Source organism: Actinomycetospora sp. C-140 (assembly GCF_054796175.1).
Genome location: NZ_JBTWNF010000020.1, coordinates 76,309 through 103,070 on the forward strand (window position 1 = coordinate 76,309; position 26,762 = coordinate 103,070).

Annotated in this window: 25 protein-coding genes; 14 read left to right on the top strand and 11 right to left on the bottom strand. The window is 75.1% G+C overall.

Translation table 11 applies throughout. The features are described from left to right. The first annotated feature begins 62 nt into the window (after nt 1–62). Together ACR9E3_RS26960 and ACR9E3_RS26965 are read left to right on the top strand one after the other, a co-directional pair. On the top strand, nt 63–1,358 hold the full coding sequence (locus tag ACR9E3_RS26960) for an alpha-hydroxy-acid oxidizing protein (protein WP_460383860.1): 1,296 nt from the start codon (nt 63–65) through the stop codon (nt 1,356–1,358). A gap of 18 nt (nt 1,359–1,376) precedes the next feature. Next, on the top strand, nt 1,377–2,126 hold the full coding sequence (locus ACR9E3_RS26965; protein WP_460383861.1) for a histidine phosphatase family protein: 750 nt from the start codon (nt 1,377–1,379) through the stop codon (nt 2,124–2,126). A 21-nt stretch (nt 2,127–2,147) separates the two neighbouring features. On the opposite strand, the gene ACR9E3_RS26970 is transcribed toward ACR9E3_RS26965, so the two are convergent. Next, nucleotides 2,148–2,480 (bottom strand): GYD domain-containing protein, encoded by a 333-nt coding sequence (locus tag ACR9E3_RS26970; RefSeq protein WP_460383862.1) that lies wholly within the window; start codon nt 2,478–2,480, stop codon nt 2,148–2,150. Between the two features lie 226 nt (nt 2,481–2,706). Here ACR9E3_RS26970 and ACR9E3_RS26975 point away from each other — a divergent pair, with 226 nt between their 5' ends. The 4 genes from ACR9E3_RS26975 to ACR9E3_RS26990 all read left to right on the top strand — a co-directional run bounded on the left by ACR9E3_RS26975 (nt 2,707) and on the right by ACR9E3_RS26990 (nt 5,052). After that, complete coding sequence (locus ACR9E3_RS26975; protein WP_460383864.1) at nt 2,707–3,015, top strand: hypothetical protein; 309 nt, start codon at nt 2,707–2,709, stop codon at nt 3,013–3,015. Continuing rightward, a complete protein-coding gene (locus tag ACR9E3_RS26980) occupies nt 3,012–3,686 on the top strand; it encodes a DUF4383 domain-containing protein (protein WP_460383866.1) in 675 nt (224 codons plus the stop codon). Before ACR9E3_RS26975 ends, ACR9E3_RS26980 begins: the two co-directional genes overlap by 4 nt. Nucleotides 3,687–3,776: 90 nt before the next feature. After that, complete coding sequence (locus ACR9E3_RS26985) at nt 3,777–4,595, top strand: enoyl-CoA hydratase (protein ID WP_460383868.1); 819 nt, start codon at nt 3,777–3,779, stop codon at nt 4,593–4,595. 55 nt (nt 4,596–4,650) lie between these two features. Continuing rightward, on the top strand, nt 4,651–5,052 hold the full coding sequence (locus ACR9E3_RS26990; protein WP_460383869.1) for a VOC family protein: 402 nt from the start codon (nt 4,651–4,653) through the stop codon (nt 5,050–5,052). A 164-nt stretch (nt 5,053–5,216) separates the two neighbouring features. Here the strand turns inward: ACR9E3_RS26990 and ACR9E3_RS26995 are convergent, their stop codons facing one another. Further along, nucleotides 5,217–5,942, bottom strand: a complete 726-nt coding sequence (locus ACR9E3_RS26995) for a hypothetical protein (RefSeq protein ID WP_460383870.1) — start codon at nt 5,940–5,942, stop codon at nt 5,217–5,219. Nucleotides 5,943–6,111: 169 nt separating this feature from the next. On the opposite strand from ACR9E3_RS26995, the gene ACR9E3_RS27000 reads away from it, so the two are divergent. From ACR9E3_RS27000 to ACR9E3_RS27010, 3 genes are read left to right on the top strand one after another with little or no spacing between them, the layout of a single operon-like run. Next, the gene (locus tag ACR9E3_RS27000; RefSeq protein WP_460383871.1) at nt 6,112–7,275 is read left to right on the top strand and encodes a sensor histidine kinase; all 1,164 of its coding nucleotides are present in this window, start codon (nt 6,112–6,114) and stop codon (nt 7,273–7,275) included. After that, complete coding sequence (locus ACR9E3_RS27005; RefSeq protein ID WP_460383872.1) at nt 7,272–7,949, top strand: response regulator; 678 nt, start codon at nt 7,272–7,274, stop codon at nt 7,947–7,949. Before ACR9E3_RS27000 ends, ACR9E3_RS27005 begins: the two co-directional genes overlap by 4 nt. A gap of 57 nt (nt 7,950–8,006) precedes the next feature. Next, nucleotides 8,007–8,663 (top strand): winged helix-turn-helix transcriptional regulator, encoded by a 657-nt coding sequence (locus ACR9E3_RS27010; protein WP_460383873.1) that lies wholly within the window; start codon nt 8,007–8,009, stop codon nt 8,661–8,663. A 25-nt stretch (nt 8,664–8,688) separates the two neighbouring features. Here the strand turns inward: ACR9E3_RS27010 and ACR9E3_RS27015 are convergent, their stop codons facing one another. After that, the gene (locus tag ACR9E3_RS27015; RefSeq protein WP_460383874.1) at nt 8,689–9,405 is read right to left on the bottom strand and encodes a TetR/AcrR family transcriptional regulator; all 717 of its coding nucleotides are present in this window, start codon (nt 9,403–9,405) and stop codon (nt 8,689–8,691) included. 50 nt (nt 9,406–9,455) lie between these two features. Between ACR9E3_RS27015 and ACR9E3_RS27020 the strand changes: the two genes are divergently transcribed. Then, nucleotides 9,456–10,913 (top strand): MFS transporter, encoded by a 1,458-nt coding sequence (locus tag ACR9E3_RS27020; protein ID WP_460383876.1) that lies wholly within the window; start codon nt 9,456–9,458, stop codon nt 10,911–10,913. A gap of 1 nt (nt 10,914) precedes the next feature. Here ACR9E3_RS27020 and ACR9E3_RS27025 read toward each other — a convergent pair whose 3' ends face one another. Next, a complete protein-coding gene (locus tag ACR9E3_RS27025; protein WP_460383877.1) occupies nt 10,915–11,829 on the bottom strand; it encodes an enoyl-CoA hydratase-related protein in 915 nt (304 codons plus the stop codon). 340 nt (nt 11,830–12,169) lie between these two features. On the opposite strand from ACR9E3_RS27025, the gene ACR9E3_RS27030 reads away from it, so the two are divergent. Then, on the top strand, nt 12,170–12,418 hold the full coding sequence (locus ACR9E3_RS27030) for a hypothetical protein (protein ID WP_460383878.1): 249 nt from the start codon (nt 12,170–12,172) through the stop codon (nt 12,416–12,418). Nucleotides 12,419–12,576: 158 nt separating this feature from the next. Here ACR9E3_RS27030 and ACR9E3_RS27035 read toward each other — a convergent pair whose 3' ends face one another. The 3 genes from ACR9E3_RS27035 to ACR9E3_RS27045 all read right to left on the bottom strand — a co-directional run bounded on the left by ACR9E3_RS27035 (nt 12,577) and on the right by ACR9E3_RS27045 (nt 19,903). Further along, on the bottom strand, nt 12,577–18,399 hold the full coding sequence (locus ACR9E3_RS27035) for an ATP-binding protein (RefSeq protein WP_460383879.1): 5,823 nt from the start codon (nt 18,397–18,399) through the stop codon (nt 12,577–12,579). A 221-nt stretch (nt 18,400–18,620) separates the two neighbouring features. After that, complete coding sequence (locus ACR9E3_RS27040; RefSeq protein WP_460383880.1) at nt 18,621–18,872, bottom strand: hypothetical protein; 252 nt, start codon at nt 18,870–18,872, stop codon at nt 18,621–18,623. A 101-nt stretch (nt 18,873–18,973) separates the two neighbouring features. Next, a complete protein-coding gene (locus ACR9E3_RS27045; RefSeq protein ID WP_460383882.1) occupies nt 18,974–19,903 on the bottom strand; it encodes a nicotianamine synthase family protein in 930 nt (309 codons plus the stop codon). A 101-nt stretch (nt 19,904–20,004) separates the two neighbouring features. On the opposite strand from ACR9E3_RS27045, the gene ACR9E3_RS27050 reads away from it, so the two are divergent. Genes ACR9E3_RS27050 through ACR9E3_RS27060 form a run of 3 tightly spaced genes read left to right on the top strand, consistent with a single transcriptional unit; the run spans nt 20,005 to nt 22,055 of the window. Beyond that, on the top strand, nt 20,005–20,364 hold the full coding sequence (locus tag ACR9E3_RS27050; protein WP_460383883.1) for an ArsR/SmtB family transcription factor: 360 nt from the start codon (nt 20,005–20,007) through the stop codon (nt 20,362–20,364). 11 nt (nt 20,365–20,375) lie between these two features. Beyond that, on the top strand, nt 20,376–21,515 hold the full coding sequence (locus ACR9E3_RS27055; RefSeq protein WP_460383884.1) for an adenylate/guanylate cyclase domain-containing protein: 1,140 nt from the start codon (nt 20,376–20,378) through the stop codon (nt 21,513–21,515). 18 nt (nt 21,516–21,533) lie between these two features. After that, the gene (locus tag ACR9E3_RS27060) at nt 21,534–22,055 is read left to right on the top strand and encodes a VOC family protein (RefSeq protein WP_460383886.1); all 522 of its coding nucleotides are present in this window, start codon (nt 21,534–21,536) and stop codon (nt 22,053–22,055) included. A 124-nt stretch (nt 22,056–22,179) separates the two neighbouring features. On the opposite strand, the gene ACR9E3_RS27065 is transcribed toward ACR9E3_RS27060, so the two are convergent. The 4 genes from ACR9E3_RS27065 to ACR9E3_RS27080 form a co-directional block, all read right to left on the bottom strand. Further along, on the bottom strand, nt 22,180–23,664 hold the full coding sequence (locus ACR9E3_RS27065) for an HNH endonuclease signature motif containing protein (RefSeq protein ID WP_460383888.1): 1,485 nt from the start codon (nt 23,662–23,664) through the stop codon (nt 22,180–22,182). 82 nt (nt 23,665–23,746) lie between these two features. Continuing rightward, nucleotides 23,747–25,072, bottom strand: a complete 1,326-nt coding sequence (locus tag ACR9E3_RS27070) for a hypothetical protein (RefSeq protein ID WP_460383890.1) — start codon at nt 25,070–25,072, stop codon at nt 23,747–23,749. 149 nt (nt 25,073–25,221) lie between these two features. Beyond that, the gene (locus ACR9E3_RS27075; RefSeq protein WP_285648350.1) at nt 25,222–26,007 is read right to left on the bottom strand and encodes a crotonase/enoyl-CoA hydratase family protein; all 786 of its coding nucleotides are present in this window, start codon (nt 26,005–26,007) and stop codon (nt 25,222–25,224) included. Further along, complete coding sequence (locus ACR9E3_RS27080; protein WP_460383891.1) at nt 26,004–26,762, bottom strand: SDR family NAD(P)-dependent oxidoreductase; 759 nt, start codon at nt 26,760–26,762, stop codon at nt 26,004–26,006. The genes ACR9E3_RS27075 and ACR9E3_RS27080 overlap by 4 nt, the downstream gene beginning before the upstream one ends.

Sequence of the window (26,762 nt, forward strand, 5' to 3'; positions counted from 1 at the left end):
CTCCTCGAGGATGTGGATTTTCTGACGACGAACGCCAGCGTGGCCGCCAGGCTTGCACGAGGATGCCCGCCGTGGGTGCGAGCGGACGAGTGCGTCAGGACGAGGTCTACCGGGGCGGGATCACGGGGCGGCGACCGGCGGTGCCGACCGCGTTCCCCGCGCTGGAACGGCGCGCGCGGCGGGCCATGACCCGGAGGGCCTGGGCCTACGTCGCGGGTGGGGCCGGCAGCGAGGAGACCGTCGCCGCCAACCGGGCGGCGTTCGCGCGCCACCGGATCGTGCCCCGCATGCTGCGCGGGGTGGGGGAGCGGGACACCTCGGTGGAGCTCTTCGGGCGACGCCTCGAGCACCCGCTGCTGCTCGCCCCGATCGGCGCGCTGGACCTGGTCTCGCGCCAGGCCGACCTCGCCGTGGCGCACGGGGCCGCGCAGGCGGGCGTCCCGATGATCGTGTCGAACCAGGCGGGCTTCCCGTCCGAGGAGATCGCTCCGTACGCGACGGCCGGCTGGTGGTCGCAGCTCTACTGGTCGACCTCCGACGACCTCGTCGACTCCTTCCTCGCGCGCGCCGAGGCGGCCGGGGCGGGCGCGGTCGTCGTCACCCTCGACACCACCGTGCTCGGCTGGCGCCCGCGCGACCTCGACCTCGGCCACCTGCCGTTCGCCCGCGGCCTGGGCATCGCGCAGTACACCTCGGACCCGGTGTTCGCCCGGCTCACGCGGGAGACGGCCGACGGGCCCGCACGGGCGACCCCGACGCCGACCCCCGCGGCCGTCCGGACGCTGCTGGAGATCAGCCGGAACCACCCCGGGCGGTTCGCCGACAACCTGCGCTCGCCACTGCCCCGTGCCGCGGTGGAGACGTTCCTGCGGGTCTACTCCCGCCCCACGCTGGACTGGGACGACATCGCCACCCTGCGCACCCGTACCCGCCTGCCGGTGGTGCTCAAGGGCGTCCTGCACCCCGACGACGCGCGACGCGCCCTCGACGTCGGGGTCGACGGGGTGCTGGTCAGCAACCACGGGGGGCGGCAGGTCGACGGGTCGGTGGCGACCCTCGACGCGCTGCCCGGCGTCGTCGAGGCCGTCGACGGGCGGGCGCCGGTGCTGCTCGACTCGGGGGTGCGCAGCGGCGCGGACGTCGCCCGCGCGCTCGCCCTCGGCGCCACCGCGGTCTGCCTGGGCCGCCCGTTCGCCTACGGGCTCGCGATCGCCGGCGCGGCCGGGGTGGCGCAGGTCGTGCGGGACGTGCTCGCCGAGCTCGACCTGACCCTCGCCCTCGCCGGCGCGCAGCGCCCCGCCGATCTCGAGCTCGCGCCGTTCGGCACCACGGAACCGGCCGCGCGGCCGCGGGGCTGATCACGACAGGGTGGGCGCATGAGTCGTGTGTTGCTGATCCGCCACGGCGAGACCCACGGGTACTACGACGACGTGGGGCTCACCGCGCTCGGCGAGGAACAGGTGCGTGCCAAGGCCAAGGAGCTCGCCGCGACGCTGCCGCCGGGGACCCGGATCGTGATGCCGCACGCGCCGACCGCCCGCGGCACGGCGACCGCGCAGCTCCTGCGCGAGGTGCTGCTCGCCGAGCTCCGGCCGGAGGACGACGTCGCCGTCGGCGAGCTGGTGCCCGACGCGCGCTTCGACAGCCTGCAGTTCCTGTACGACGGAGAGGCGCGCGAGTCCTCCGGCGTCGCCCGGCACCGGCGTGCCCTCGACGGCGACCCGCCGGACTGGGCGCGGGCCTTCGACCGCTTCGACACCGACTTCGGCGCGGGCTCCAAGCTCGGCGGGCCGATCGACCGGTGGATGGTCGCGACCGACCTGCACTTCGAGCCGCCCCAGGTGATCGCCTACCGCGCCTGGGCCGGCATCCGGGCGCAGCCGGCGGACGCGGTCGCGCTGGCCAGCTCGCACTCGGCGCTGCTGCGGGCGTTCGCGAGCGCGGCGACCGGCCACGACGTCGGCGAGCCGCACAACCTCGAGCACGTCGACGTCGAGCTCGCGGGCGGGCGGGCGACCGTGACGTTCCGCGGGGAACGGGCCGACGTCGCGGTCCCGACCGAGCTCCCGCCGTGGCTGGACCCGTCCTACCTCGACGCGGGGGAGCGGGCCGCCCACCGGTGGTGAGGCGCGGCGGGGTCGCCCCCCTCAGTCGCCGGGTCGCCGGTAGGTACCGCGTGCCGTGCCGGCCGCGGTCAGCACGTCCGGGAGGTCGCCGGCCGCCAGGAGCTGCGCGGTCCGCACGGACGAGAACGAGCCGCTGCTGGTGACGGCGAGCGAGAGCGCGGCGGCGGCCGACGCGTCCGGCACCTCGAACAGCACCATGCCGTCGTCCTCGCCGAGCATGTACCAGAGCGCGTCCAGGGTGCCGCCCACTCCCTCGACGGCCTCGCGGACGGCGGCGGTGCGGTCGGCGGGCTTCGTGAGCAGCGCCGCCCACGTCTCCGGGGTGTACGAGAAGAACAGGGCGAACTGGGGCATGGCTCCTCCGCTCGGTCGCGGGCACCGCGTCCGGGGAGTGTCGCGCCGGCCGCGGCGTCACGTCAGTAGGTGACCCGGGGCCCTAGGTGCGCCCGTCCTGCGTCCCGCGGTGCAGCGTCCGCTCCGCTGACCTGCGGGCCGGGGCGACGCCGAGACGTCACGTTTGGGCGCCCCCGCCCGCGCCGATGCTCCTGGGTCCTGCCGCCGCGATCCGGGAGCGTCCGCCATGTCCCTCGCCGACACCCTCGCCCGCTGGCGTGCGCGCCTGACCGGCGAGCGCGGTCCCGTCGGCCCGTCGCCCGCGTCCGACCCCTCCGAGTCCGACGCCGGCCACGACCCGCGCACCGCGGCGTCGCGCGTGTCCGGGGGTGCGCACGCCGAGCACCACGGTGACCAGGGCGCGGTGACCGGGACCGGTGACACCGACACGTTCGTCGGCCGCGCCGCGGGCCGCGACCTCGGCTACGCGGGGGAGACGGGCGCCGAGGCGCGCCGCGAAGCCCAGCGGGAGCGCACGCAGGAGCCCGGGCGGTGAGCCCGGACGCCGTGCGCGCCGACCACCGCGTCGTGTGGGTGCACCGCGTGGGCGCGGTCGTCGTCGCCGTCGTCATCGCGGTGTTCGGCGTCCTCGGGTTCGCCGGCGGGCTCGGGTTCTTCGACACCGAGGGGGCGCCGGTCCTCGGCCTGTCCACCAACGGCGCGCTGTCGACGATCTCCCTGGTGACCGCGATCGTCCTGGTGGTCGCCGCGATCCGGGGCGGCCGGGCGTCGTCGACGGTGATGATCGTGGTCGGGGTGCTGTTCCTCGTCTCGGCGTTCGTCAACCTCTGGCTGATCGGGACGAGCGCCAACGTGCTCGCGTTCCGGCTGCCCAACGTCTTCTTCTCGATCGGCGCCGGCTGCGTCCTGCTGTTCACCGGCGCCTACGGGCGCGTCTCGGCCGGGCTGCCCGCGGACAACCCGTACGCGCAGGCGGGGGACGCGGACACCGTCGGGCCGGGCGTGCCCGAGGACGCCGACCGCCAGCCGCGCCCGGCCTCCCCGGCCGAGGCCGCGGCGGACGAGGCGATGGCCGAGGCCGAGCGGGCGGTCGCCCAGGGCGGCGCCGACCAGGAGCTCCGCGACCGCCTGGCCGCGGCCGACGAGGCCCGCACCCACGAGGAGCGGCGGGCGATCTGGATGCGCGGCGAGGGCACCAGCGCCTGAGACGGACGGCTCCGCCCTGTCCGGTCGGGCAGGGCCGGGTGGCCCGCTCCGCGCTGGTCCCACGGGCTCACGACTGATAGACGTGGACGCATGAGCGTGAGCACGGCCACCCCGCACACCTCCGACGCCGGCACCGGGCCGTCTGCGGTCCGCGTCGAGGTCGACGGCCCCACCGCGGTCCTGACGCTCGACAACCCGAAGCGCCGCAACGCGCTGTCCGTGGCGACGATGACCGAGCTGACCGCTGCGCTGCGCGAGGTCTCGGCGCGCGAGGGCGTCCGGGCCATCGTCCTGCGCGCCGAGGGCCCGGCCTTCTCCGCGGGACACGACCTCTCCGAGATGGTCGACCGGACGCTCGACGAGGAGCGCGAGGTCTTCGCCGTCTGCACCGACCTCATGTCGGCGCTGCACGCGGTGCCCCAGCCGGTGATCGCCGCCGTCCAGGGCGTGGCGGTCGCGGCCGGCTGCCAGCTCGTGGCCGCCTGCGACCTCGCGGTCGCCGCCGACGTCGCGGTCTTCGGGACGCCGGGCGTGAAGATCGGCCTGTTCTGTTCCACCCCGATGGTCGCGGTCACGCGCGCGATCGGCCGCAAGCGCGCCATGCAGCTGCTGCTCACCGGCGAGACGATCGACGCGGTCACGGCCGCCGACTGGGGCCTGGTCAACCAGGTCGTCGCGCCGGACCAGCTCGACACCAGCGTCCGCGCGCTCGCCGCCAAGGTCGCCGACGCCAGCGCGGTCACGCTGCGCATCGGCAAGGAGGCCTTCTACCGGCAGGTCGACCTGCCGGAGGACGCGGCCTACGAGGAGATGCGGGAGACGATGGCGACCAACGCCATGACCTGCGACGCGCAGGAGGGCATGTCCGCCTTCCTCGCCAAGCGCCCCCCGAACTGGCAGCACCGCTAGCCGGACCCGAGCACACCCGAGCACACCCGAGCACGAGGCAAAGGAGCCCGCCACCATGGCCTTCCCCGGCCTGCAGCACGTCGCGATCACCGTCTCGGACCTGCAGCGCAGCACCGAGTGGTACAGCCGCCTGTTCGGCGCCGAGCCGGTGCTCGACGAGGACGAGGAGGGCGGCGAGTTCCACCACACCGTCTACGCGCTCGACGGCGGCCAGCTCTTCGGCCTGCACACCCACCAGGGTCGCGAGTCGAAGGACCGCTTCCAGGAGACCCGCACGGGCCTCGACCACGTCGGCTTCGCCCTCTCCGGCACCGCGGAGCTCGAGAAGTGGCGCGACCGCCTCGACGAGCTCGGCATCCAGCACGGCGACATCAAGAAGGCGCACTACGGCTCGGGCGTCTCGTTCCGCGACCCCGACGGCATCGCCCTCGAGTTCTTCATCGCGCCCGGCACCTGAGCCGCGCCGGCCTGGTGCAGCGAACGTGCTGTTCGCTGCTTCTATGCGCCGAAAGTCCCCGTTGATCATTTGACGGGCCACACGCCCCGGACGACACGAACGCGCCGTTCGCTGCTTCTGGCGCAGCGAACGGCGCGTTCGTTCCGTCTCGGGGTGGGAGGGGGTCAGGCGGCGGCGATCTCCGCGCGGCGGACGCGGGCCGAGGCACGCTGGATCAGCCGGACGCCGACCACGATCATCGGGGCCGTCGAGACGAACATGCCGACGAGGACGCCGTAGGTGCCCGGCACGAAGAAGCCGGCGAACCCGATCACGGAGACCGCCAGCAGCCACCAGCTGACGACGCCGGCGCGGGCGAGGGCGGCGACGACGAGCGGGATGCCGACGAAGCCCACGAAGCGCCCGCTGATCATCCACGTCGACACCCAGGGGTCGGCCCACACACCCTCGGTCAGCGCGGTGGCGGCCTCGAGCGGCATCGCGCGGGCGGCGGCGCCGGTGAACCAGTCGGAGAGCAGCAGGCCGGAGAGCTGGATCGCGGAGAACGACGTCAGGATCGCGGCCAGCGGCACGACGACCCGGCCGCGCGGGCCCCGCACCAGCCCGATGATCGCGAGCACGCCCAGCGCGAACGCCACCCACGAGTAGTGCAGCAGCCCCGCCGAGAGGGCCGTGAGCCCGGGATCGGCCCCCAGGCTCGCGACGTAGTCCGCCGGGGCGTCCGAGGCCTGGGGCGGCGACGTGGCGACGCCGGCGGTGAACAGGACCGGGAACGCGATCAGGGCGAGGCCCGCGGCCAGGCGGACCGGGGAGGTGCCGGTCGCGGGGGAGGCGGCGGGGGAGGCGGCGGGGGTGGCGATCGCGGCGGTGGGGGCGGACGTCGTGGTCATGGTGGCTCCTCGTGATCCTGGTTGCGCTGTTCGAGCGATGAGCAGAACGGTAGGGAGCGGCTTACGCTCACACATCGTGTTCACGGCTCGATCACCTCGTCCCGAGGGCCACCCCGGGTCGTCCCGCAGGAGGACCCCGCGCGCGTCGCCGCCGCCTACGCTCCGCGCGATGGGTCCCGTGCCGTCCCGTCTCGTCGCCGGTCTCCTCGCGGCCGCGCTCGTGCTGGCCGCGAGCCTCGTCGAGGCCCTCACGTACCGCGGGGCGCCGCCGGAGTCGTTCGTGGTGCCGGTCGTCCTGCTCGTGGTCGGTGCCGCGCTCGCGCCGCTGCTGCCCGCGGTCGGGCTCGTGGTGGCGGTGATCGCCTACCCGGTGCAGCTGCTGCTCGACCCGGACAGCCCCGGCGTCGGCGGGACGACGCTGATCGTGATGATGGTGTTCGTCGGGCTCGCCGCGCGGCGGTTGCGGCCGCGCTGGAGCGCACCGGGCGCCGCCCTGACCGCGCTGAGCGGCTCGGGCGCCCTCGTCGCGACGGGCGAGGAGGTCTTCGAGTTCGTGTTCTTCGCCGTGACGATGGGCGGGGCCTGGCTCGTCGGCTGGCTCCTGCGCCGCGAGGCCCGTCGCAGCGCCGAGCTGCGCGAGCTCGCGGCCGCCCTGGCCGCCGAGCGCGAGCGCTCCGGGCGCCTGGCCGTCGTCGAGGAGCGCGCCCGCATCTCTCGCGAGCTCCACGACGCCGTCGCGCACACGGTCAGCGTCATGACCCTGCAGGTCGGCGTGCTGCGCCGGCGGCTGCAGGACAGCCCCGAGGGGGAGGCGCTGCGCGCGGTGGAGGAGCTCGGACGGCGCTCGGTCGACGAGCTGCGTCGGGTCGTCGGCGCGCTGCGACCCGACGCCGGCGAGCCCGATCCGCGCGACCCGCCGCCCTCGCTCTCCCGGCTCGCCGGACTGGTCGACGAGCTCGGCCGCGTCGGCCTCGCGGTCACCGTGCGCGAGGACGGCCCGCCGGCGGTGCTCACGCCGGCGATGGACACCTCGGCGTACCGGATCGTCGCCGAGGCCCTGACCAACGTGCTGCGCCACGCGGACACCGCCGAGGCCGAGGTCGTGCTCACCCGTGACCGGGAGGCGCTGACGATCACCGTGCTGGACCGGGGACGGGCGCCGGCGGACACGACGGATCCCCACGGCGGGCACGGCCTGCTGCACATGCGCGAGCGCGCTGCCCTCTTCGGCGGGACGCTCACGGCCGGTCCGCGCGACGGCGGCGGCTACCGCGTGGAGGCGGTGCTCCCGCTCGCCCCGGCCACCGCGACGACACCCGCGGAGATCGCGTGACCGACCCGACCACCCCCATCCGCGTCGTCCTCGCCGACGACGAGACGCTCGTGCGCGCCGGCCTGCGGATGCTGCTCGAGGGCGAGCCCGACGTCGTGGTCGCGGGGGAGGCGGCCGACGGGCGCGCCGCGGTGCGGACCGCCCTCGACGTCCGGGCCGACGTCGTGCTCATGGACGTGCGGATGCCCGGGCTGGACGGGATCGGGGCGGCGCACGCCCTGGCCGAGGCCGGGTCGCCGGCTCGGGTGTTGGTGCTGACCACGTTCGACGAGGACGAGACCCTCGAGGCCGCGATGCGCGCCGGGGTGGCCGGGTTCCTGCTCAAGACCGCGCCGCCCGAGGACATGCTCGACGCCTTGCGCCGGGTCGCCGCCGGCCAGGGTGCGCTGGACCCCGCGGTGGTGCCGCGGGTCGTCGCCGCCGTCGCCCGCAGCCGGCCCCGGCCGTCGCCGCCGCCCGCGCTCGGCACCCTGACGGCCCGTGAGGCCGAGGTGCTCGCCGAGGTCGCCCGCGGGCTGTCGAACGCCGAGGTCGCCGCCCGGCTGCACCTGGGGGAGACCACGGTGAAGACCCACCTCGGCCGGGTGCTCGACAAGCTCGGCCTGCCCGACCGACCCCGGGTCATCGCGTGGGCGTGGCGTCACGGTGTGGTGGGCGCCGACGACGGACCGTGAGAGTCCTAATTCCGAACTTTCCGAGGCGGTAGTCGTATCCGGTGGTAGGGTCGACGTATGGCTGCACGACGGGACTACTTCGACGGTTGCGGCGCCGCCCACGCGCTCGACCTCGTCGGGGAGCGGTGGGCGCTGCTGGTGGTGCGCGAGCTGATGCTCGGGCCCAAGCGCTTCACCGACCTGCGGGCGGGGCTCCCGCACGCGAGCCCGAACGTGCTCTCGCAGCGGCTGCGCGAGCTCGAGGACGCCGGCGTCCTGCAGCGGCGGCGGCTGCCCCCGCCGGCGGCGTCGGCGGTCTACGAGCTCACCGAGTGGGGCCTGGAGCTCGAGCCGGTGCTGCAGACGCTGGGCCGGTGGGCCGCGCGGGCGCTCCCGCCCTCGGACAGCATCAAGGTCGACTCGTTCATCCTGTCGCTGCGCACCCTGTTCGTGCCCGAGCGCGCGGCCGACGTCGACGTGACGCTGCAGCTCGTGCTCGACGGGCAGCCGTTCCGCGTGCGCCTCGCCCACGGCGAGCTGGACATCGAGCGCGGCGAGACCCGCGACGCCGACGTCACCCTGCGGTGCTCGCCCACCACGCTCGCGCAGGTCGTGCACATGGGGCTGCCGGCGGCCGACGCCCAGGCGGACGGCTCCCTGGAGCTCACCGGCGACGTCGCCGCGCTGAACCACCTGGTCGACAGCGTGCAGATGCCGGCGCCGCTGCCCGCCTGAGCCGCGCGGTCCCGGTCGGCGCCTGTCAGCGCCGGGCGAGCCCGTCGATCATCAGGCCGAGTGTGAAGTCGAAGCGGTCGTGGCCCTCGCCCGCGGTCAGCTCGGCGGCGTGCCGGACGGTCTGGGGGAACCGGTCGGCCGGCAGCGAGGTCAGCCGCCGCTGCAGCTCCGCGCGGTCGACCACCCAGACGGCGTCGTCGCCGCTCGCCCGCTGCCGCACCAGCGCGGCCTCGAGGCAGTAGCCGGCGACGTAGAGCAGCAGGGCGTCGATGGCCCATGCGGCGTCCTGCGGCGGGACGCCGCCCGCGAGCAGGATCGCGAGCATGCCCTCGCTCACGCGCGCGGTCTCGAGGTCGGTCGGTGCCATGGCGAGCGCGGCGCGCGAGACGCCCGGGTAGGCCAGGAAGCGGTCGCGCAGCTGGACGCACACGCCCCGGATCTGGTCCCGCCACGTCGCCGGGTCGGGTTCGGGCAGCACCAGCTCGGCGGAGAGCCGCCCGATGAGCAGCTCGTCGAGGTCGGCCTTGTTCACCACGTGGGCGTAGAGCGAGGCCGGCCCCGTGTCGAGCGCGGTCGCGAGCCGGCGCATGGTGAGGGCCTCGTAGCCCTCGGCGGCGATGACGCCCAGAGCGGTGTCCACGACCTGCTCGACGGTGATCGGGGCCGTCCGGCGCCGCGGCCGGCCGTCGGCCTCCTCGCGCGGCGCCTGGTGGCGCGCCGCGCGCCGCTCCCGGGGGTTCACCGCACCACCTTAGCTTGACGCGAACGACGTTCGCACATAGAACAGTGTTCGTGTCTACCGTTCCCCGCCGCGCGCCCGCCTCCCTCCGCGAGGCGTGGATCGCTCTCGCGGGTCTGTCCGCGGTGTTCCTGTTCGAGATGCTCGACAACTCGATCCTCACCGTCGCGCTGCCGACGATCGGGCGCGAGCTGGGGGCGTCGACGGTCGCGCTCCAGTGGGTCACCGGCGCGTACGGTGTCGTGTTCGGCGGGTCGATGCTCGTGTTCGGCGCCGTCGCCGACCGGTGCGGACGCCGCCGCGTGATGATCGTCGGCCTGGTGCTGCTGGGCCTCGCGAGCCTGGCGACCGCGTTCGTCACCACGGCCCCGGAGCTGATCGCCGTCCGGGCGCTGATGGGCGTCGCGGCGGCGATGACGACCCCGGGCTCGATCGCGCTGGCCTTCCGGCTGTTCGCCGACGACGGCCTGCGCGTCCGGGCCACCACGCTCATCTCGACCGTCGGCCTGGTCGGGCTCGCCGTCGGTCCGACCGCGGGCGGCCTGGTGCTCGCGGTCGCCCCGTGGCAGGTCCTGCTCCTGGTCAACGTGCCGATCGCCGTGCTCGCGATCCTCGGCATCCGCCTCGGCATCGCCGCCGACGACCCTGCCGACCTCCACCGCGATCCGGTCGAGGTGCCCGGGGCCGTGCTCGGCACCGCGACGATCGTGCTCGCCCTCGTCGCCCCCACCCTGTTCGTGGAGGAGGGCGCCGGGTCGTGGGCGCCGTGGGCGGCGGCCGCGGCCGCCGTCGTCGCCGCGGTCGCGTTCGTCCTGCGCGAGCGCACGGCGCGCCACCCGCTGCTCGACCTCGCGCTCGTCGCCCGCCCCCTGGTGTCCGGGGGCCTGGCCTACAAGGCGGCGGCCGGGGTGGCGACGGCCGGCCTCGGTTACCTCGTGACCCTCCAGCTGCAGCTCGACCTCGGCTGGTCGCCCGCCGCGGCGGCGCTGGGCATGCTGCCGCAGGTCGTCGTCCTCATCGCCGCGGGACCGTTCGTGAACCCGTTCGTCCAGCGGGTCGGCTTCGACGCGGCCGCGTGGTCGGGCGCGGTCGCGATCGTGGCCGGGCTCGCCGCCTACACGCTGTGCGGCGGCCTCGGCTACCCCGCGGTCGCCGCCGCCCTGGCGCTCGTCGCCGCCGGTCTGCGCATCTCCGGCGTCGTCGCCGCGGTGAACGTGCTGCGCGGCCTGCCCGAGGACCGGACCTCGATCGGCGCGGCGCTCGTCGACACCTCGACCGAGGTCTCCTCCGGCGTCGGCCTCGCCGTCACCGGCACCGTCCTCGCGGCGCTGTTCACCGGCCCGATCGCGACGGCGGACTGGAGCGCGGCCCAGACCGCGGAGTTCCGCGACGCCGTGACGCTCTCCGGCGCGGTGCTGACGGCCCTGGCCGCCGTGCTCGCCGGGTGGGCGATCGTCCGCACGCGGCGCAGCAGGCGCGCTCCGGAGGCGGTCGACGCCCTCGCCGGGTAGCTCAGGGTCGCGCCGGCCACGCCGGCACCAGGTCGGTGTGGTCGCGGGTGCGGCGCAGGGGGAACGCCGGCGCGCGCTTCTCGAGGAACGCGGTGACGCCCTCGGCGGCGTCGCGGTCGCGGCCGAGCTCCGCGACGGCCCGCGAGTCCAGGGCGTGCGCCTCCCAGGGTGAGGACGCCGACAGCATCGACCACAGCATGTGCCGGGTGACGGCCACCGACACCGACGAGGTGTTCTCGGCGATCTCGCGGGCCAGGGCGTAGGCGGTGTCGAGGAGGTCCTCGTCGGGCACGACCCGCGACACCAGCCCGCCCTCGAGGGCCTCCTTCGCCCCGAACACCCGGCCGGTCATCGTCCACTCCATCGCCCGCGAGATGCCCACGACCCGCGGCAGGAACCAGCTCGACGCCGCCTCGGGCACGATCCCGCGCCGGGCGAAGACGAAGCCGAAGCGTGCCGACGCCCCGGCGATGCGCACGTCCATCGGCAGCGTCATCGTCGCGCCGACGCCCACGGCAGGCCCGTTGATCGCGGCGATCACCGGCACCTGCAGCGCGGCGAGGCGCAGCGACACGACGCCGCCCCGGTCGCGGCCCACCCCGCCGATCTCGCCGTAGCGCGCCGCCTTGGTCTCGGCGGGATCGCGGTCCCGGTCGTCGAACGTGCTGCCGCCCTCGCCGAGGTCGGCGCCCGCGCAGAACGCCCGGTCGCGGCCGGTCACCACGAGCACGCGCACGTCGTCGTCGGCGTCGATCGCGTCGCAGGCCGCGACCAGCTCGTCGCACATCCGCCCGGTGAACGCGTTCATGCGCGCCGGCCGGTCGAGCACCACGGTCGCGATGCCGTCGGCCACCGAGTACTCGATCTCGGTGAACCCGCCTGCCGATGACCCGCCTGCCGATGACCCGTCCGCCACGCCGACCTCCTCGTCGTCCCGCCCTCGAATCCCCGCACTCTCGCCGCCGACCGCAGTAACGGTCAACCCTGACCGTCGCGAGTCCCCGTGGCGGGCGTCGCCGTGCCAGCCTGGCGTCCACGCTGACGATGAACATCAGGAAATCCCCCCCTCGCCCGGGCTGCGGACCGTGCCGGACTGGTCACTCTCGATCATCCGAGCTGCGCCGATCGGGCTACCCGCGACGCGCGGGTGTCGCGGAGCGTGGACAGGGGCGCGACGGGGTAGGAAGGTCGGGAGTCCGGGTCGACGGCGCTGTCACCCGTTCCCCACCGGCGCCCGTGGCGCACGAGGAGGACCCGTGACCGCTCTGACCAGCACCGACAGCACCGACTCCACCGACAGGGCCGAGATCGTCGTCGACGTGCCCGCCGACCCCGCGACCCTGAGCTGCCGGCTGCACGGGGTCATCGCCGGGGCCGGGGAGGGGGCGACGCTGACGGTCGTCGTCGAGGCCGGCGAGCGCGCGGCCGAGCCCGATCTCGCCCGCGTGCTCGCCTGTGCCCGCGACGCCGCCCTCGGCCGCGGTCTGGGCTTCGTCGTGCGCTGACGATCCCCGGCTGTCGGTGACCCGTGGTTTCCTGGAGCCATGTCCTTCGTCCACGGGCACGCGCGCGAGTCGGGGTGGGTCGTCAGCCACTACCGGCGGCCCCAGCGCGCCGGGGACCACCAGCTCGATCTCGCGCTGCCCGCCCCGCGGCCCGCGGATCAGGACTGCGCGACCACCGGCTCCGCCGAGTCGGCCCCGGACGAGGACGAGCCCGACGAGCCCGACGAGTCCGATGAGGCCGAGGACGCCGACGCGGCGCGGTCGAGCGTCCGCTCCATCCCGCGCCGCACCGCCTCGACGAGGTAGGGCCGGAGCCGTGCGGGCTCGACGATCGCGTGCACCGAGCCCATCTCCTGGGCCCGGGCCACCGAGTGCTTGGTGTCGAACTCGTCGGCGACCTCGCCGAGCTTCTCGGCCCGCACGACGGGGCGCACGCCCGCGAGCTCGGCGCGCAGCTCCGCGACGTCCTCCCCGCGCTCGAGGCCGTCGGTGATCCGGCGCTCCAGGTCGGCGACGCGCGGGTCGGCGGCGGTGCGCTTGGCGACGTCGCCGGCGAACACCACCGCCGCGGCCGGGGCGCCGCCGAGCACCGAGGCGTACGAGCCCTCGACCGCGGCGACCTCCATGTCGTCGTTGAGCGTCCCGGAGAACACGACGAACGCGCCGCCGTGGTAGCGCGAGACGACGCAGAACACGATCGGCCCGTCGAAGTTGACGACCGCGCGGCCGATCTCCGCGCCGTACTCGAGCTGGAGGCCGCGCAGCGATTCCGGTGACCCGTCGAAGCCCGACAGGTTGGCCAGCACCACCAGCGGCCGGTTCCCGCTCGCGGCGTTGATCGCCCGCGCGGTCTTCTTCGACGAGCGCGGGAACAGCGTGCCCGCCGTCCACTGGGACGGCCCGTCGACCGGGGGCGGTCCGCGCCGCGGCAGCGGCTTGGACTCGATGCCGATGAGCGCGACCGGCTGCCCGCCGAGGTGGGCGTCGAGCGCGACCACCGACTCGGCGGCCTGCATGTCGGCCCAGCGCTCGAGCGTGGCGTGGTCGGTGTCGGCCACCCCGCTCATCAGCGAGCGGATGTCGAAGGGCTTCTTGCGCTCGGCGTTCACCGCCGGATCGAAGATCTCCCCGAGCCGCGTGAAGCCCTCGCCGTGGTGCGGCGCGTCCCGCACGTCGCGCTCCACCGGGTCCTGCGTCGGCGCCGGCCGGGGAAAGCGCTCGCCCGGGACGACGTAGGTGTGCGCGTAGTGGCGCAGGAGCACGTCGACGGCGCGGGAGAGGTCCGGCGCCCAGTACTGGGCCTCGCCGTTCGGGCCCATGATCCGGTCGTAGCCGCCGATGCCGTAGTTGTCCTCGGCCGAGACGCCGCCGGAGTAGTCCAGCGACTGCTTGCCGGTCAGCACCATCGCCGAGTCCGGAGTCATGACGAGGATGCCCCGGGTGTGCATCAGCATCGTCGCCTCGGCGTTCCAGTACGGCTGGGCGCCGACGTTGATGCCGGTGACGACGACGTTGATCTCGCCGCCCTCCTGCGTGAACCGGATGATCGCCCGGAGCACCCGGGAGATCCAGTCCATGTTCTCGGTGCCGGAGTCCATCGCGATCTTCGCGCCGGCGGACACCGCGTACCACTCGACGGGCACGCCGTGCTCGCGCGCGAGGTCGATGGCCGCGAGGACGCGGCGGCACTCGGGCTCGGCGATGGCCCCGAGCGCGCGGGTGGGGTCGCCCAGCAGCACGACGCGCGTGAGGCCCTCGGGCTGGCGCTCGGTCGGCGTGGTCACCATGCCGAGCACGAAGTTGGCGGTGTTCGACCCGTAGGGCCGGTCGACGGGCACCGGGCGCAGCGACTCGGGGTCGAGGTCGTACTCGGTGAACGTGCCCGGGTCGCCGTCGACGTCGGGGCTGCGGGTGATCAGCGGGATCAGCTCGTAGGGGTAGAGCGTCCCGCGCCGGGCGGCCTTGATGACCTTCTGGGTGTACGCGTCGAGTTCCCGCATCGGGTGCGTCGGCGGCTCGGTGACCCGCAGCGTCAGCCCGGCGCCCGGCGGGCGCGACATCCGCAGCACCCACTCCCGCGTTCCCGGGCCGTCCTCTGCCGGGGTCCGGAACCGCACCATCACCTGCTCGATGCCGAGCGACTCGGTCCGCGGCGCGAGCGTGCGCACGATGCCGTCGAGCTCGAGGAGCGGGACCTCGACGACGGGCCACACGTAGAGCATCACGCGGTTCCAGCGCAGCGCCGCGAGGTCGCCGTCGGCGGCACGCGCCGAGCGCAGGCTGTCCAGGGCTGCGTCGAGCACGGCCTCGACCTGCGGCAGCGCCCGGATGCCGCCCGCGTCGTCGCGCAGCACGGTGAGGTCGCGGACGTCGCCGGTCGCGATGAGGCGCTGGTCCTCGGGGACGTGGCGGCCCTGCGCGCGGAAGAGGTGGACGTCGGTGGCCGACGGCAGCCGCGTGAGCTCGAAGTCGCGCAGCCGCCAGACGCCCAGCCGCTCGGCGACCATCGGGTGCAGGCCGCGCAGCGTGCGGTCCTCGACGGGCTGGAGCTCGCCGGCGCCCTCGGGCGAGGAGGTCGGGTCGGGGCGGAACGTGAACCAGCTCGTCGCGCCGCCGGCCGCGTCGGAGCCGGAGTCGGCCTCGCCGCCCATGGCCCCGCGGATGCCGACGGTGACGCGCCCCACCGCGCCGGGGACCGTGCCGATCGAGTGGCGGATCCGGGTGGCGCGGTCCTCCGGCCCGTCGGGGGACTCGGGGCCCCGCGGCGAGGTCACGTAGAGGTCGACGAGCACGGTGGAGCCGGCGGGCAGGGCGTCGATGAGGCGGTGCAGGTCGGTCTGCACCGTCGCCGGGGCCGTCGCGCCGTCGGGCTGGTCGACCGTCGCCACCGTGGCGAGGACGACGTAGGAGTGCCCCTCGTAGCTGTAGCGGGCGGTCAGGAGCGGGCGGCCGTCGTGCTCGTCGACGTGCACGTCGCCGAGGTCGCGGATGAGCCCGTAGTACCGGCGGGTCATCACCTCGAGCATCACCGCGTGGTGCCGCTCGGCGAACACCCCCAGGATCGGCTCGCCCGAGGCGACGATGTCGTCGATCTGGCGGGCGCGCTCGGCGGGGTCGTCCGCGAGCGCGTCCAGCTCGGCGCGCACCCGCTCCTGCACCTGCGACCGCTCGGCCTCGATCAGCGGCGCGTCGAAGCAGCGGAAGCGGACCTGCCGCGCGAGGTCGCCGATCTGCGGGTGGCGCACCTGGGTCGCGGCCACGAGGTGGTCGAGCACGGCGCGGTAGGCCTCGCCGTCGCGCGACGCCGACTCCGGGTGCCGCATCCGCGCACCGAGCAGCGCGGCGACCACGGGCTGGTGGGCGCCGGCGCGGCGGTGGGCGAGGAACATCCGGTAGAGCGCCGGCCCGAGCAGCTCCGGGGCGGCGCCCAGGTCGGGCACCCCGTAGTGCTCCAGGGCCCGTGTCAGCTTGAGCCGGAACGACTCGGGCAGCACCTCGGCGTCCGCGTCGCGCGAGCGCAGGTAGGCGTAGAAGTACTCCTGCGGGTTGCGCGTGGACTCGTCGTCGACCGCGGTGTCGTCCACGTCGAGCTCGCCCGGCCCGCCCTCGAGGCGGCGGTTGCGCGACAAGGCGGAGAGGTCCGCGACGATCCGCAGGATGCCCATCTCGTCGGTGAGCAGGTCGGGGTCGTCGGCCGGGAGCTCCTCACGGGCCCGGTCGAGCGCCGTGAGCAGCGGCTTCGTCTCGCCCTCGTCGACGTCGTAGCCGAGCACGAGCGCGCGCAGCGCGGCGAGGGCGTCGCGGGCCCGGGCGCGCGCGTCGAGCGGCTCGGCGCCCGGCGCCGGGGCGGCCAGCTCGGCGAAGCTCGCCCGGCCGTCGCCGGCGGGGGTGGCGGTGTCGTCGGCGTCGGGCTCGAGCCGGACCAGCCGTGCGCCGCCCTCGACCTGGGTGTTGGCGTCGACCATCACCTCGGCCACCCGCCCCGTCACCGGCGCGCGCAGGGCGGTCTCGAGCTTCATGCTCTCGACGACCGCGACGGTGTCGCCCTCGGAGACCTCGTCGCCGGGGGAGACCGGGATCGACACCACCATGGCGGGCGCCGGCGCCCGGACCAGCCCGGCCTCACCGCCCGCGATGCGGTGCACCGCGCCGTCGACCTCGACGAGGTAGTCCGGCCCCTGCTGCACCGAGAGCACGCCGAACGTGCGCCCGCCGACGGTGAGGCGGCGCTCGAAGCGCCCGGAGCGCTCCACGACCACGTCGACGCCGTCGTTGATCTGGTCGAGCTCTGCTCCGCTGCGTCTCCCGGCGACGCTGTCGCCGTCGAGCACCACGCGGTAGTGCGACGGGCGCGTGCGCGCGACGTGCAGTCGATAGGACTCGCCGACGACACGGACGTCGACCTGGTGCCACACCTCGTGCCCGACTTCCGGGCGCCCGCGCTCGGCGGAGAGGAAGAGCCGGCCCTGCTGGCGGAACTCGTGGGCGCCGTGCGCCTCGACCGCCGCGGCGAGCAGCGCGACGTCGACGCGCCGCGGCGGGGTGTAGCCCTCGGCCATCATCGTGTCGAGCCAGGTGGTGTCGGCCGTGCCCTGCGCGACCTCCGGCCGCGAGAGCAGGTCGAGCAGGAACGCCTTGTTCGTGGTGCCGCCCTCGACGACCACCGCGGTCTGGCGGATCGCGCGGCGCAGCCGGGCGCGGGCCTCGTCGCGGGTGCGGCCCCACGCGATCACCTTGGCGATCATCGAGTCGTACTGCGGCGGGATGACGTCGCCCGTGGCGACACCGGTGTCGACGCGGATACCGGGGCCGGCCGGCAGCACGAGGTGGCGGATCGCGCCCGGCGCGGGCGCGAAGCCGTGCTCGGGGTCCTCGGCGGTCAGCCGGGCCTCGATGGCGTGCCCGGAGGCCGGGGGACGGATGGGGTCGGCCATCACCTCGTCGCCCAGCACGTCGGCGAGCGCGCCGCCCATCGCGACGTGGAGCTGGAGCTTGACGACGTCGACGCCGGTGACGGCCTCGGTCACCGGGTGCTCCACCTGCAGCCGGGTGTTGACCTCCATGAACGAGAGGACCTCGTTGGCCGGGTCGTAGAGGAACTCCACGGTGCCGGCGTTGACGTAGCCCGCGGCGCGCGCGAGGTCGGCGGCGCTCTGGCGCAGCAGCCGGTCCTGCTCGGCGTCGAGCACGACCGACGCCGACTCCTCGAGCACCTTCTGGTTGCGCCGCTGCACGCTGCAGTCGCGCACGCCGAGCGGCACCACGCCGCCGACGGCGTCGGCGACCACCTGCACCTCGACGTGGTGGCCGCCGCGGACCGCGCCCTCGAGGAAGACGGTGCCGTCGCCCGCGGTGCGCTCGCCCTCGGCCGACGCGCGGGTGAAGGCGTCGTCGAGGTCCTCGGCGCGCGCCACGAACCGGATGCCTCGCCCGCCGCCGCCGGCGGTGGCCTTGACCATCAGCGGGAAGCCGATCTTCTCGGCGGCCTCGCGGGCGGCCTCGACGTCGGCGACCGGCCCGCCGCTCCACGGGGCCATCGGGACGCCGACGCTCTCCGCGATCCGCTTCGACTCGATCTTGTCGCCGAGTCGCTGCATGGTCTCCGAGCCCGGCCCGACGAACGTGATCCCGAGGCGCTCGCAGAGGGCGGCGAACTCGGCGCGCTCGGAGACGAAGCCCCAGCCCGGCCACACGGCGTCGGCCCGGCAGGACACGAGCGCCCGCTCGAGCTCGGGGAGGTCGAGGTACGGCACGGGCCCCATGTCGTCGGGGTCGTCGGGGCCGATCAGCACGGCCTCGTCGGCCTCGCGCACGGCCATCGCGTGCCGGTCGACGGCGGTGTGCACCGCGATGGTGCGGATCGGGGGGAGGGTGCCGTCGTGCTCGGCGTTCCACTCCCGGACGGCGTTGATGAGCCGCATCGCCGGCTCGCCGCGGTTGACGACGGCGAGACGCTGGAACGGACGTGGTGGCACGCTCACGGTCCGGACCCTAACCGCGACGAGGGGTCACGCGGAGCCCTCGCGCGCCCCCGTCCGCCGTCGGGCCGACGATCGAGGGCGCCGTCGGTCACCCCGCCGCCCCTGCTCGTCGGCCCCGACCTGTGGCGATGCGTCCGACCGGGCGTCGTGCAGCTCACGTGCCGCGGAGGAAGATCCGGTGAAGCTACTCGCCGGTCACGTCGGGACGGTGTCGTCCCGGCTCAGGGGAAGGTCAGCAGATCCGGGACGTGCCCGACGCGCCGGCCGCCGAGCGCCGGCGGTCCGGGGGCCACGGCGCGGTCGTCCCGCAGCGAGCGCAGCAAGTCGGTCACCGACCGGCCCGCGCCGTCGCCCGCGTGGCGGGTCCGGTGCGACGCCGCCGCGCCGGTGGCCGCCGCGCCGGCCGCGTCCGCACCGGCCGTGCGCTCGTGGTCGGCGTCGGCCATCGCGGCGAAGATCGGCGTCGGCTCCATCCCGGGCGACGCTAGCCGCGCGCGGGGGCGCCGGGCCGGGCTCGCCCACGAACGAGGGCAATGACGTCACCCGCGCGAGGGGAGGATCCGCCGGGGATCGCTCAGGCCGGGACGCGGGCGAGCACCACGGAGTTCACGACGTCGGTGTGCGGGTGCAGCACGGCGACGGGGTCGAGGCCGCCGAGCGCGCCGTGGCCGGTGTCGTCGACGTCGAGCACGGGGTAGAGCAGGCCGCGCAGGGAGTGGGCGCTGCGGGCGAGCACGGTGGCGCCCGGGCGCATCGCGGCGCGGACGTGGGCGAGCGCCGCGGCCTTGTCGTCCGGGGCGAGGCCCACGAGCGCGGCGACGCAGACGAGGTCGTAGCCGGTGAGGTCGCCGAGGGCCAGCACGTCGCCCTCGGCCACGGTGACGTCGTCGCCGAGGGCGCGGGCGAGCGCCCCGCCCAGGGCGACGGCCTCGGGGTCGATGTCGACGGCGTCGACCCGCACGCCGTACCGGGCGAGCATCAGCGCCGAGAGCGGCAGCGGCCCCGACCCGACGAAGAGCGCGCGACGCGGCGCGCTCGGGGCGTGACCCGCGACCGCGTGGTACTCGATCCGTGTCAGGTCGCGGTAGTTCTGCACGTAGGGGAACCGCTCGAGCTCGACGGCGGGGTCCACCGCGGCGAGGGTCCGGCGCGCCCACGCACGCTCCAGGGCGTACTCGCCGGCGGCGCAGCGCGCGCGGAGGTCCGGCAGACGCTCGGCGAGCCGCGGGTCGCCCAGCACGGCGTCGACGACGTGGGCCGGCCGCGGCGCGACGGCGAGGCCGACCAGGCGGGTGAACACCGTGTCCGTGGTCGGGCCGGGCTCGAGATCGGGAGCGGCGACCAGCGCGTCGTGCAGGGCGAGGATCTCGGTGAGGAGCGCGGTGTGCTCACCCGTCTCGTGGTGGCAGGCACGGACCGCCAGGCGGGGGGAGAGGTCGAGGGGGCGTTCGGCCACACGGGCCCGGCCGGCGCGGGTCGATGGGCGATCGAGCGGACTGCTCATCTCCTGCGGTCCTTCCCGGGGTGGGCTGCGTCGTCGGAGTCGTCGGGAGTCGGCCGAGATCCCATGGAACACGATCTCGTCCCCTGGCACGATACGTAAACGTGTACGCAACTGACAACGTCGGGCCGTTCGCCGACCTCCCGGCACCCGAGCACGTCGACGTCGCCGTGGAGGGCCTGCGGATGCTGGCCGACCCGACGCGGTTGCGGATCCTGTGGCTGCTCTGCGGCGACGAGCTGGACGTCTCGACCCTCGCCGAGCGCCTCGGGGCGACGCGCCCGGCGATCTCCCAGCACCTCACGAAGCTCCGGCTCGCCGGTCTGGTGACCCAGCGCCGTGCCGGACGTCACGTGCTGTCCCGGGCGCGCGACCACCACGTGGGTGAGCTGCTCGACGTCCTGCTCCACGACGCGGGACACCGTCGGGCGATGACCGCGCACCCCCGCGCGGAGGCCCCGTAGGGTCCGCGCCCGTGGGGGGACCCGAGGGGCCGCTGGGGGAGGTCGTCGCCGCGCTGTGCGGCAGCCGGTCGGCCGCGCAGGTGGTTGACGCGCAGGGCCGGCTCGCCTGGGTGTCCGAGCAGATGCTGATGATGGCCGGCGCGGACGAGGACACCGACGTCGGCGTCGGGCAGCACGTCGACGAGGTGCTCGAGCGCCCGATCTGGCGCGAGATGCTCACGCCCGAGGCCGTCGAGACCCTCCGCCGCGACCTCCACCCCCGCCTCGACGACCCCTCGGGCGAGCACGCGCCGCTGTGGGTGCTGCCGCTCGAGCTGCGGATGGGGTCGCGGCAGCGTGGCATCGGCATGCTCGGCGTGACCCTGCGCCACGCGGACGGTTCGCCGCTCGGCGCGGTGCTGATCTACGCCCCGCTGCTACCGGCGCGGGTGCTCGCGCTGGTCAGCGAGGGCGACGAGGCGATGTTCACGCGCATGGCCGACCTCTCCGAGCCCGCGCAGCGCCCCGCGGCCGTGGTCTTCGCCGACATCGACGGCTCCGGCCCGTTGTCACGGCGGCTGCCCACCGAGGTCTACTTCGAGCTGATCCGGGGGGTGACCACCGCGTTCGACGAGCTGGTCGGACGCCACGGCGGCATCGTCGGCAAGCACGCGGGTGACGGGGCGAGCGCCTACTTCCTCGCGGAGTCACACGGGTCGGACTCCGACGCCGCCGCGGCGGCCCTGCGCGTGGTGCAGACGCTCCCGGACGTCGTGGCGGACGTCGTCGCGGACCTCGCCGAGAGCGGCGCGGACATCGCCGTCACGGACTGCCGGATGAACATCGGCGCGCACTGGGGCGCGGATCTCTTCATCGGTCAGATCGTGACGGGTGGCCGCCTCGAGGTCACCGCGCTGGGCGACGAGGTGAACGAGTGCGCGCGGGTCGAGCAGGTGGCGACCGGCGGCCAGCGTCTGATCACGAAGACGCTGGTCGAACGCCTCGACGACGGTGCCGCCGCCGACCTCGGCCTGCGCCCGCGCGGCATGACCTACCGCATGCTCGCCGACCTGAGCCGCGACGGTGCGGCGGCCGCCGGGACCACCGGCGCGAAGGCCGGGCTGAAGGCGGAACGCGACGCGGGCTCGTTGGCGGTCCACGATCTCGGTTGAATCATCTACGGTGCTCCCGTGAGTGCCGAGAAGTCGTCGTTGATCAGCGAGGACGAGCGCCAGCGGCTGACCGCGGCGCGCGACCGCATCCGCGAGGAGTTCCTCTACTCGCGGGAGAACCGCCCGCCGTCCACCGGCAAGGGCATCCACCACACCGCCCTCGTGTGCCGCGACGTGCGCACGACCGTGGAGTGGTACCAGAACGTGGCCGGCTTCCCGGTCACCGTTCTGTTCGAGAACCGCGACCTGGCGGGCTCGACCCATTTCTTCTTCGACGTCGGCAACGGCAACTGCCTCGCCTTCTTCGACCTGCCCGGCGTCGACCCCGGCCCCTACGCCGAGGTGCTCGGCGGGCTGCACCACATCGCCATCTCGGTGCCGGGCAGCCAGTGGTACGGCATCAAGCGACGCCTCGACGAGCGCGGGACCGACTACATGGTCGAGTCCGAGGTCTCGATCTACACGCAGGACCCGGACGGGGCTCGCGTCGAGTTCATCATGGACCCGCTGGGGGAGATGTACGGCGAGGACACCGTCTGATCGCCGTCTGATCGCCGTCGACGGCGTGCGGCCGTCTGATCGGACCGGCTCCCCTCGCGCGTGACTGTCGGGAGGGCGCGCGGGTGCTGGAGATGCTTCGGATTCCGAAGCAGTCCCCGCCCGATCAGCTCGCGACCCGCGCCCGTCCGCCGGGCCGGGGTTGTCGGTCGGGGTCGATCCAGCCCGGGGGTGTGAACCAGGGCAGGCCGTCGACGATGGCGACGGTCCAGTGCCCGTGGTGGATGAGCTGGTGGTGGAACCGGCACAACAAGGTCATGTTGTCCAGGGCGGTGTCGCCGTGGTCGAGCCACTGGCGCACGTGATGGGCGTGGCAGCGGCGGGGTCGTCGGGTGCAGCCGGGGAACGCACACCCACCGTCACGCACGATCAGGGCGCGGCGGATGCCCTCTGGGGCGGTGTAGGACAGCCGCCCGACGTCCAATGGTTCGCCGCGGGAGCCCAGGACCATCGGCACGATGCCGGCGTCGCACGCCCAGCGGCGGACGGTGGTGACGTCGACCGCGTGCCCGGAGTCGAGGACGCCGTGTCCGACCTGGTCGCGCAGCCACCGGTGGTCGATGGTGATCGTGAGCAGGGCCCGGGCCGGCCCGGCGCCCGGGCTGGACGCGGGACTCGGCATGGCCCGCAGCGGCTCGGGGGTCCGCGGCTCGGGGATCAGCGCCTGCTGACCGACACCCTCACCGGCACCCTCACCGGCACCCTCGCCGGCACCCTCACCATCGCCGGCGCTGTCGGCTGCGGTGTCGGCGGCGTCGCTGTCCGTCTCGCTGTCCGTCTCGCTGTCCGTCTCGCTGCTCGTCTCGTCGCCGGCGTCGTGGGTGTCGGGGGTGTGGTCGAGGTTCTCCCGGCGGGCGTCGGTGGCCAGCCCGGTGGCGCCGAGCGCGTTCTGGGCGAGGTCTTTGAGCGCGTCGGCGTGCCGACGGGCCAGGTCCCGGTCGTCGTCGGGGCCGGCGGGGGTCGAGAGCAGGTCGAACACCTCGACGATCATCTCGGCGTCCAGCGGGTCCTGCAGCCGGCCCTTCAGGGCCAGTGACCCGTCGCGGCGGCGCAGCAACCGCAGCTCGTCGCGCGCGTCGGCGCCGTCGGGTGGGGCGACGCCGTCGGGATCGAACTCGGCGAGCATCCGGTCGGCGACCCGGCGCAGCATCCGCGGCGGCAACCCCGCCGCCGCCTCGGCCAGGATCCGCTCACACGAGACCAGATCGTCGACCGCGACGGTCCCGAGGTGTTCCAGACGACCCATCGTGCGGCGGATGATCACGACGTGGTCGCCGGAGACCTGACCCTCGGCGCACACCGCCGCGGTGCACGGATAGCGCGGGGGCAACGGCTCACCCCGCAACGACACCCGCGGGCAGAGATCCTCGGCCTCCTCGACCCGGCGGCCGGCCTCGGCCGGGTCGACCCGCCACAGCTCCGCGACCAGCCGCGCCGCGCTGCGGTCCCCGGTCGCCTGCGCCACCCCGAGACGGACCAGCTCGGCGACGTCCTCGAGCTGGCGGTAGTAGCCCCGACGCTGGTCCACCACCCGCTCGCGGGCCCGGTCGAGCGCCGCGCACTCCGCCGGCCCCACCACCCGCTCGCTCATGTGTTCGATTCTATCGAACACCACCGACAACGGCGACACCCACGACAACATCGTCGCGATCGCGAACGGCTCCGCGCGGAGGTCAGGCCGGAGGGGACAGGTCCTCGCGGGCGGCGCTGGCGCCCTCGCGGAAGCGGGCGAGGTTCTCGCCGATGGCCTGTGGGTCCGATGGCCGCGCCGGGCCCGAGCGCGGTGGCGGGAGCACGGCGCCGGGCGCGAGACGGGCGGCCGGGTCACGGATCGGGAGCCCGGCCGCGGTGAGCCCACCGGTGGGACTGTGCAGGGCCGCCTGCGCGGCCTCGTACCCGGTGTCGGCGGGGGAGGACCACGCACCGTCCCCGCCCGCCCGCGACTCCGCCACGTCGAGGAACCACGCGGACAGCTCGTCGAAGATCGGCTCGCTGTCGCTCTCCGCCGCGCGGTGGTGGGCCCCAGCTGCTCGGTCACGCGGGCCAGGGACCGGCGTGATCGGCTCGGTGGGCGGCGAGAACGCCGCGGCGCCGGGGGGCGCTCCGGCCTCGGGCGGCGGTGTCGGTGGCACGAAGACGGGGGCCGGGTCGCCGCGTCGTGTCAGCGCCGCGAACGTCCGCCCGCGACGCGGTGCGGGCTCCGGCACGCCCTCGGTGGGCGGCTCGAGGCGCGGCGCCCGACCCGCATCGGGGCCCGGCTCACGCCACGGCTCGAGGCCCGACTCACGCCCCCGCTCGAGTGCCGGCTCGAGGCCCGGCTCACGCCCCGGCTCGGGGGTCGGCTCACGCCCCAGCTCGGGGCCCGGCTCACGCCCCGGCTCGTCCCTCGGGTCGAGGGTCGGCGCCGAGGTCGGCTCGGGCATCGCCCGCTCCGCCACCGCCGGTTCGTCCAGGGGAGGGGGCGGCGGCACGGTGGGCGGGGACAGGGGCGGCACGCCCCCCGACGACGGCACCACGCCACCCGGGAGCGGCGAGGAGCCCGAGGAGCCCGAGGAGCCCGAGCCGGTCGAGGACGCCGTGCCCCACCGCGACATGAGTTCCCGCAGCTCGCCGTCGTCGTGCTCGGAGACGCGCACGACGGGGACGCCGTAGCGCCCGACGCGGCGCCGGAACCGCGCGGGCAGCTGGCTGTGGAGCATCCCGTCCAGCTGGGCGAGGTACTCGCCGACCGAGGAGGCGCGGACCGCGACCGGCAGCTCGTCGCGCGTGAACGACCAGAGTGCGCGCAGACGCTCACGGCCGTCGAGGACGGTCTCGTGCTCGTCCTCGCCGGCGACGACGATCGGGGGGATCGGCCAGCGCCGCAGGACGGAGTCGACGAGGAGCTGCTGGCGACGCAGGGTCCAGCCGCCGGGACCGTCCCACCCGGGATCCAGCTCCTCGCGGGAGATCCGTGCGAGCAGCACCTCGAGCTCGACGACGGAGTGGTGCAGGTCCATGCCTGGTCCCCCGGGGCTGGCTGTCCCGATCGCGCGTCGGCCGGCGCCCGCCTGGTCGAGCGACGAAGCCTGCATCGTAGGTGATGCGCCCCCGTCGCTGGTGGGTGATCCGGGCCGCCGTGACGACCCGGATCACCGACCGGCGCGGATCAGCGACCCTGCCAGACCGGAGCGCGCTTCTCGGCGAAGGCCGCGGCGCCCTCGCGGGCGTCCTCGCTGCCGAGTACCGGGCCGAGGATCTCGCCCTGGCGCTTCCAGGTCTCGGCGGCCGACCAGTCGGGCGACTCGACGATCACGCGCTTGCTCGCCCGCACCGCGAGCGGGCCGTTGGCGCCGATCCGTCCCGCCAGCTCGCGGGCGCCGTCGAGGGCGCCGCCGGGGGCGGTGAGGTGGTTGACCAGGCCCCAGCGGTGGGCGTCGGCCGCCGACATCGGGTCGCCCGTGAGGGCGAGCTCCATGGCGACGGTCCGCGGGATGCGCGTGGGCAGGCGCAGGAGCCCGCCGGCCGCGGCCGCGAGCCCGCGCTTGACCTCGGGGATGCCGAAGCTCGCCTCCTCCGAGGCGACGACGAGGTCGCACGACAGGGCCAGCTCGCAGCCCCCGGCGAGCGCCGGCCCCTCGACGGCCGCGATGAGCGGCTTCTCGGGCGGTCGCTGGGTGATGCCGGCGAAGCCGCGGTCGCCGATGTGCGGGCGTTCCCCGCGCAGGAAGGCCTTGAGGTCCATCCCGGCGCTGAAGAACCCGCCGGCGCCGGTGAGGATGCCGGACACGAGGGCGTCGTCGCCGTCGAGCTCGTCGAGGGCGTCGGCGATGCCCTGGGCCACCGCGGTGTTCACCGAGTTGCGGGCCTTCGGCCGGTCGATCGTGATGACCAGCGTCGTGCCCTCCCGCTCGGTGCGCAGGACGGTCTCGTCGTCGGCCGAGGGGGCGCTCACCGCGGGCCCATCCGGATCGCGCCGTCGAGGCGGATCGTCTCGCCGTTGAGCATCGGGTTCTGCAGCATCGAGACCGCCATCTGCCCGTACTCGGCCGGGTCGCCGAGGCGGCGCGGGTTGGGCACGGACTCGCCGAGAGCCTTGCGCACGTCGTCCGACAGCGTCGCGAACAGCGGGGTGTCGAACAGGCCGGGCGCGATCGTGTTGACGCGCACCAGCTTCGAGGCGAGGTCGCGCGCCGCGCAGAGCGTCATCGACACGACGCCGCCCTTGGACGCGGAGTAGGCCATCTGCCCGATCTGGCCCTCGAACGCCGCCACCGACGCGGTCATGATCATCGCGCCGCGCTCGCCGTTCACCGGCTCGGTGCGGGCGATCGCCGCCCCGCCGAGACGCAGGGCGTTGAACGAGCCGAACAGGTTCACCCGGATGACCCGCTCGAAGGCCTCCATGTCGCCCGGCTCGCCGTTCTTCTCCACGACGCGGGTGAGGCTGCCGATCCCCGCACAGTGCACGAGCGCGCGGAACGGCCCGGCGGCCTCCGCGGCGGCGACGGCGGAGCCGAGCGCGTCGGCGTCGGTGACGTCCGCGGCGACGAACTCGCCGCCGAGGTCCGCGGCGACCTGCTTGCCGTTGGACGACGGCAGGTCGGCGACCACCACCCGGCCGCCCGCCGCGGTGATCGCCTGCGCGGTGGCCAGACCGAGGCCGGACGCGCCGCCGGTGACGAGGGCCGAGACGCCCTGCAGATCCAT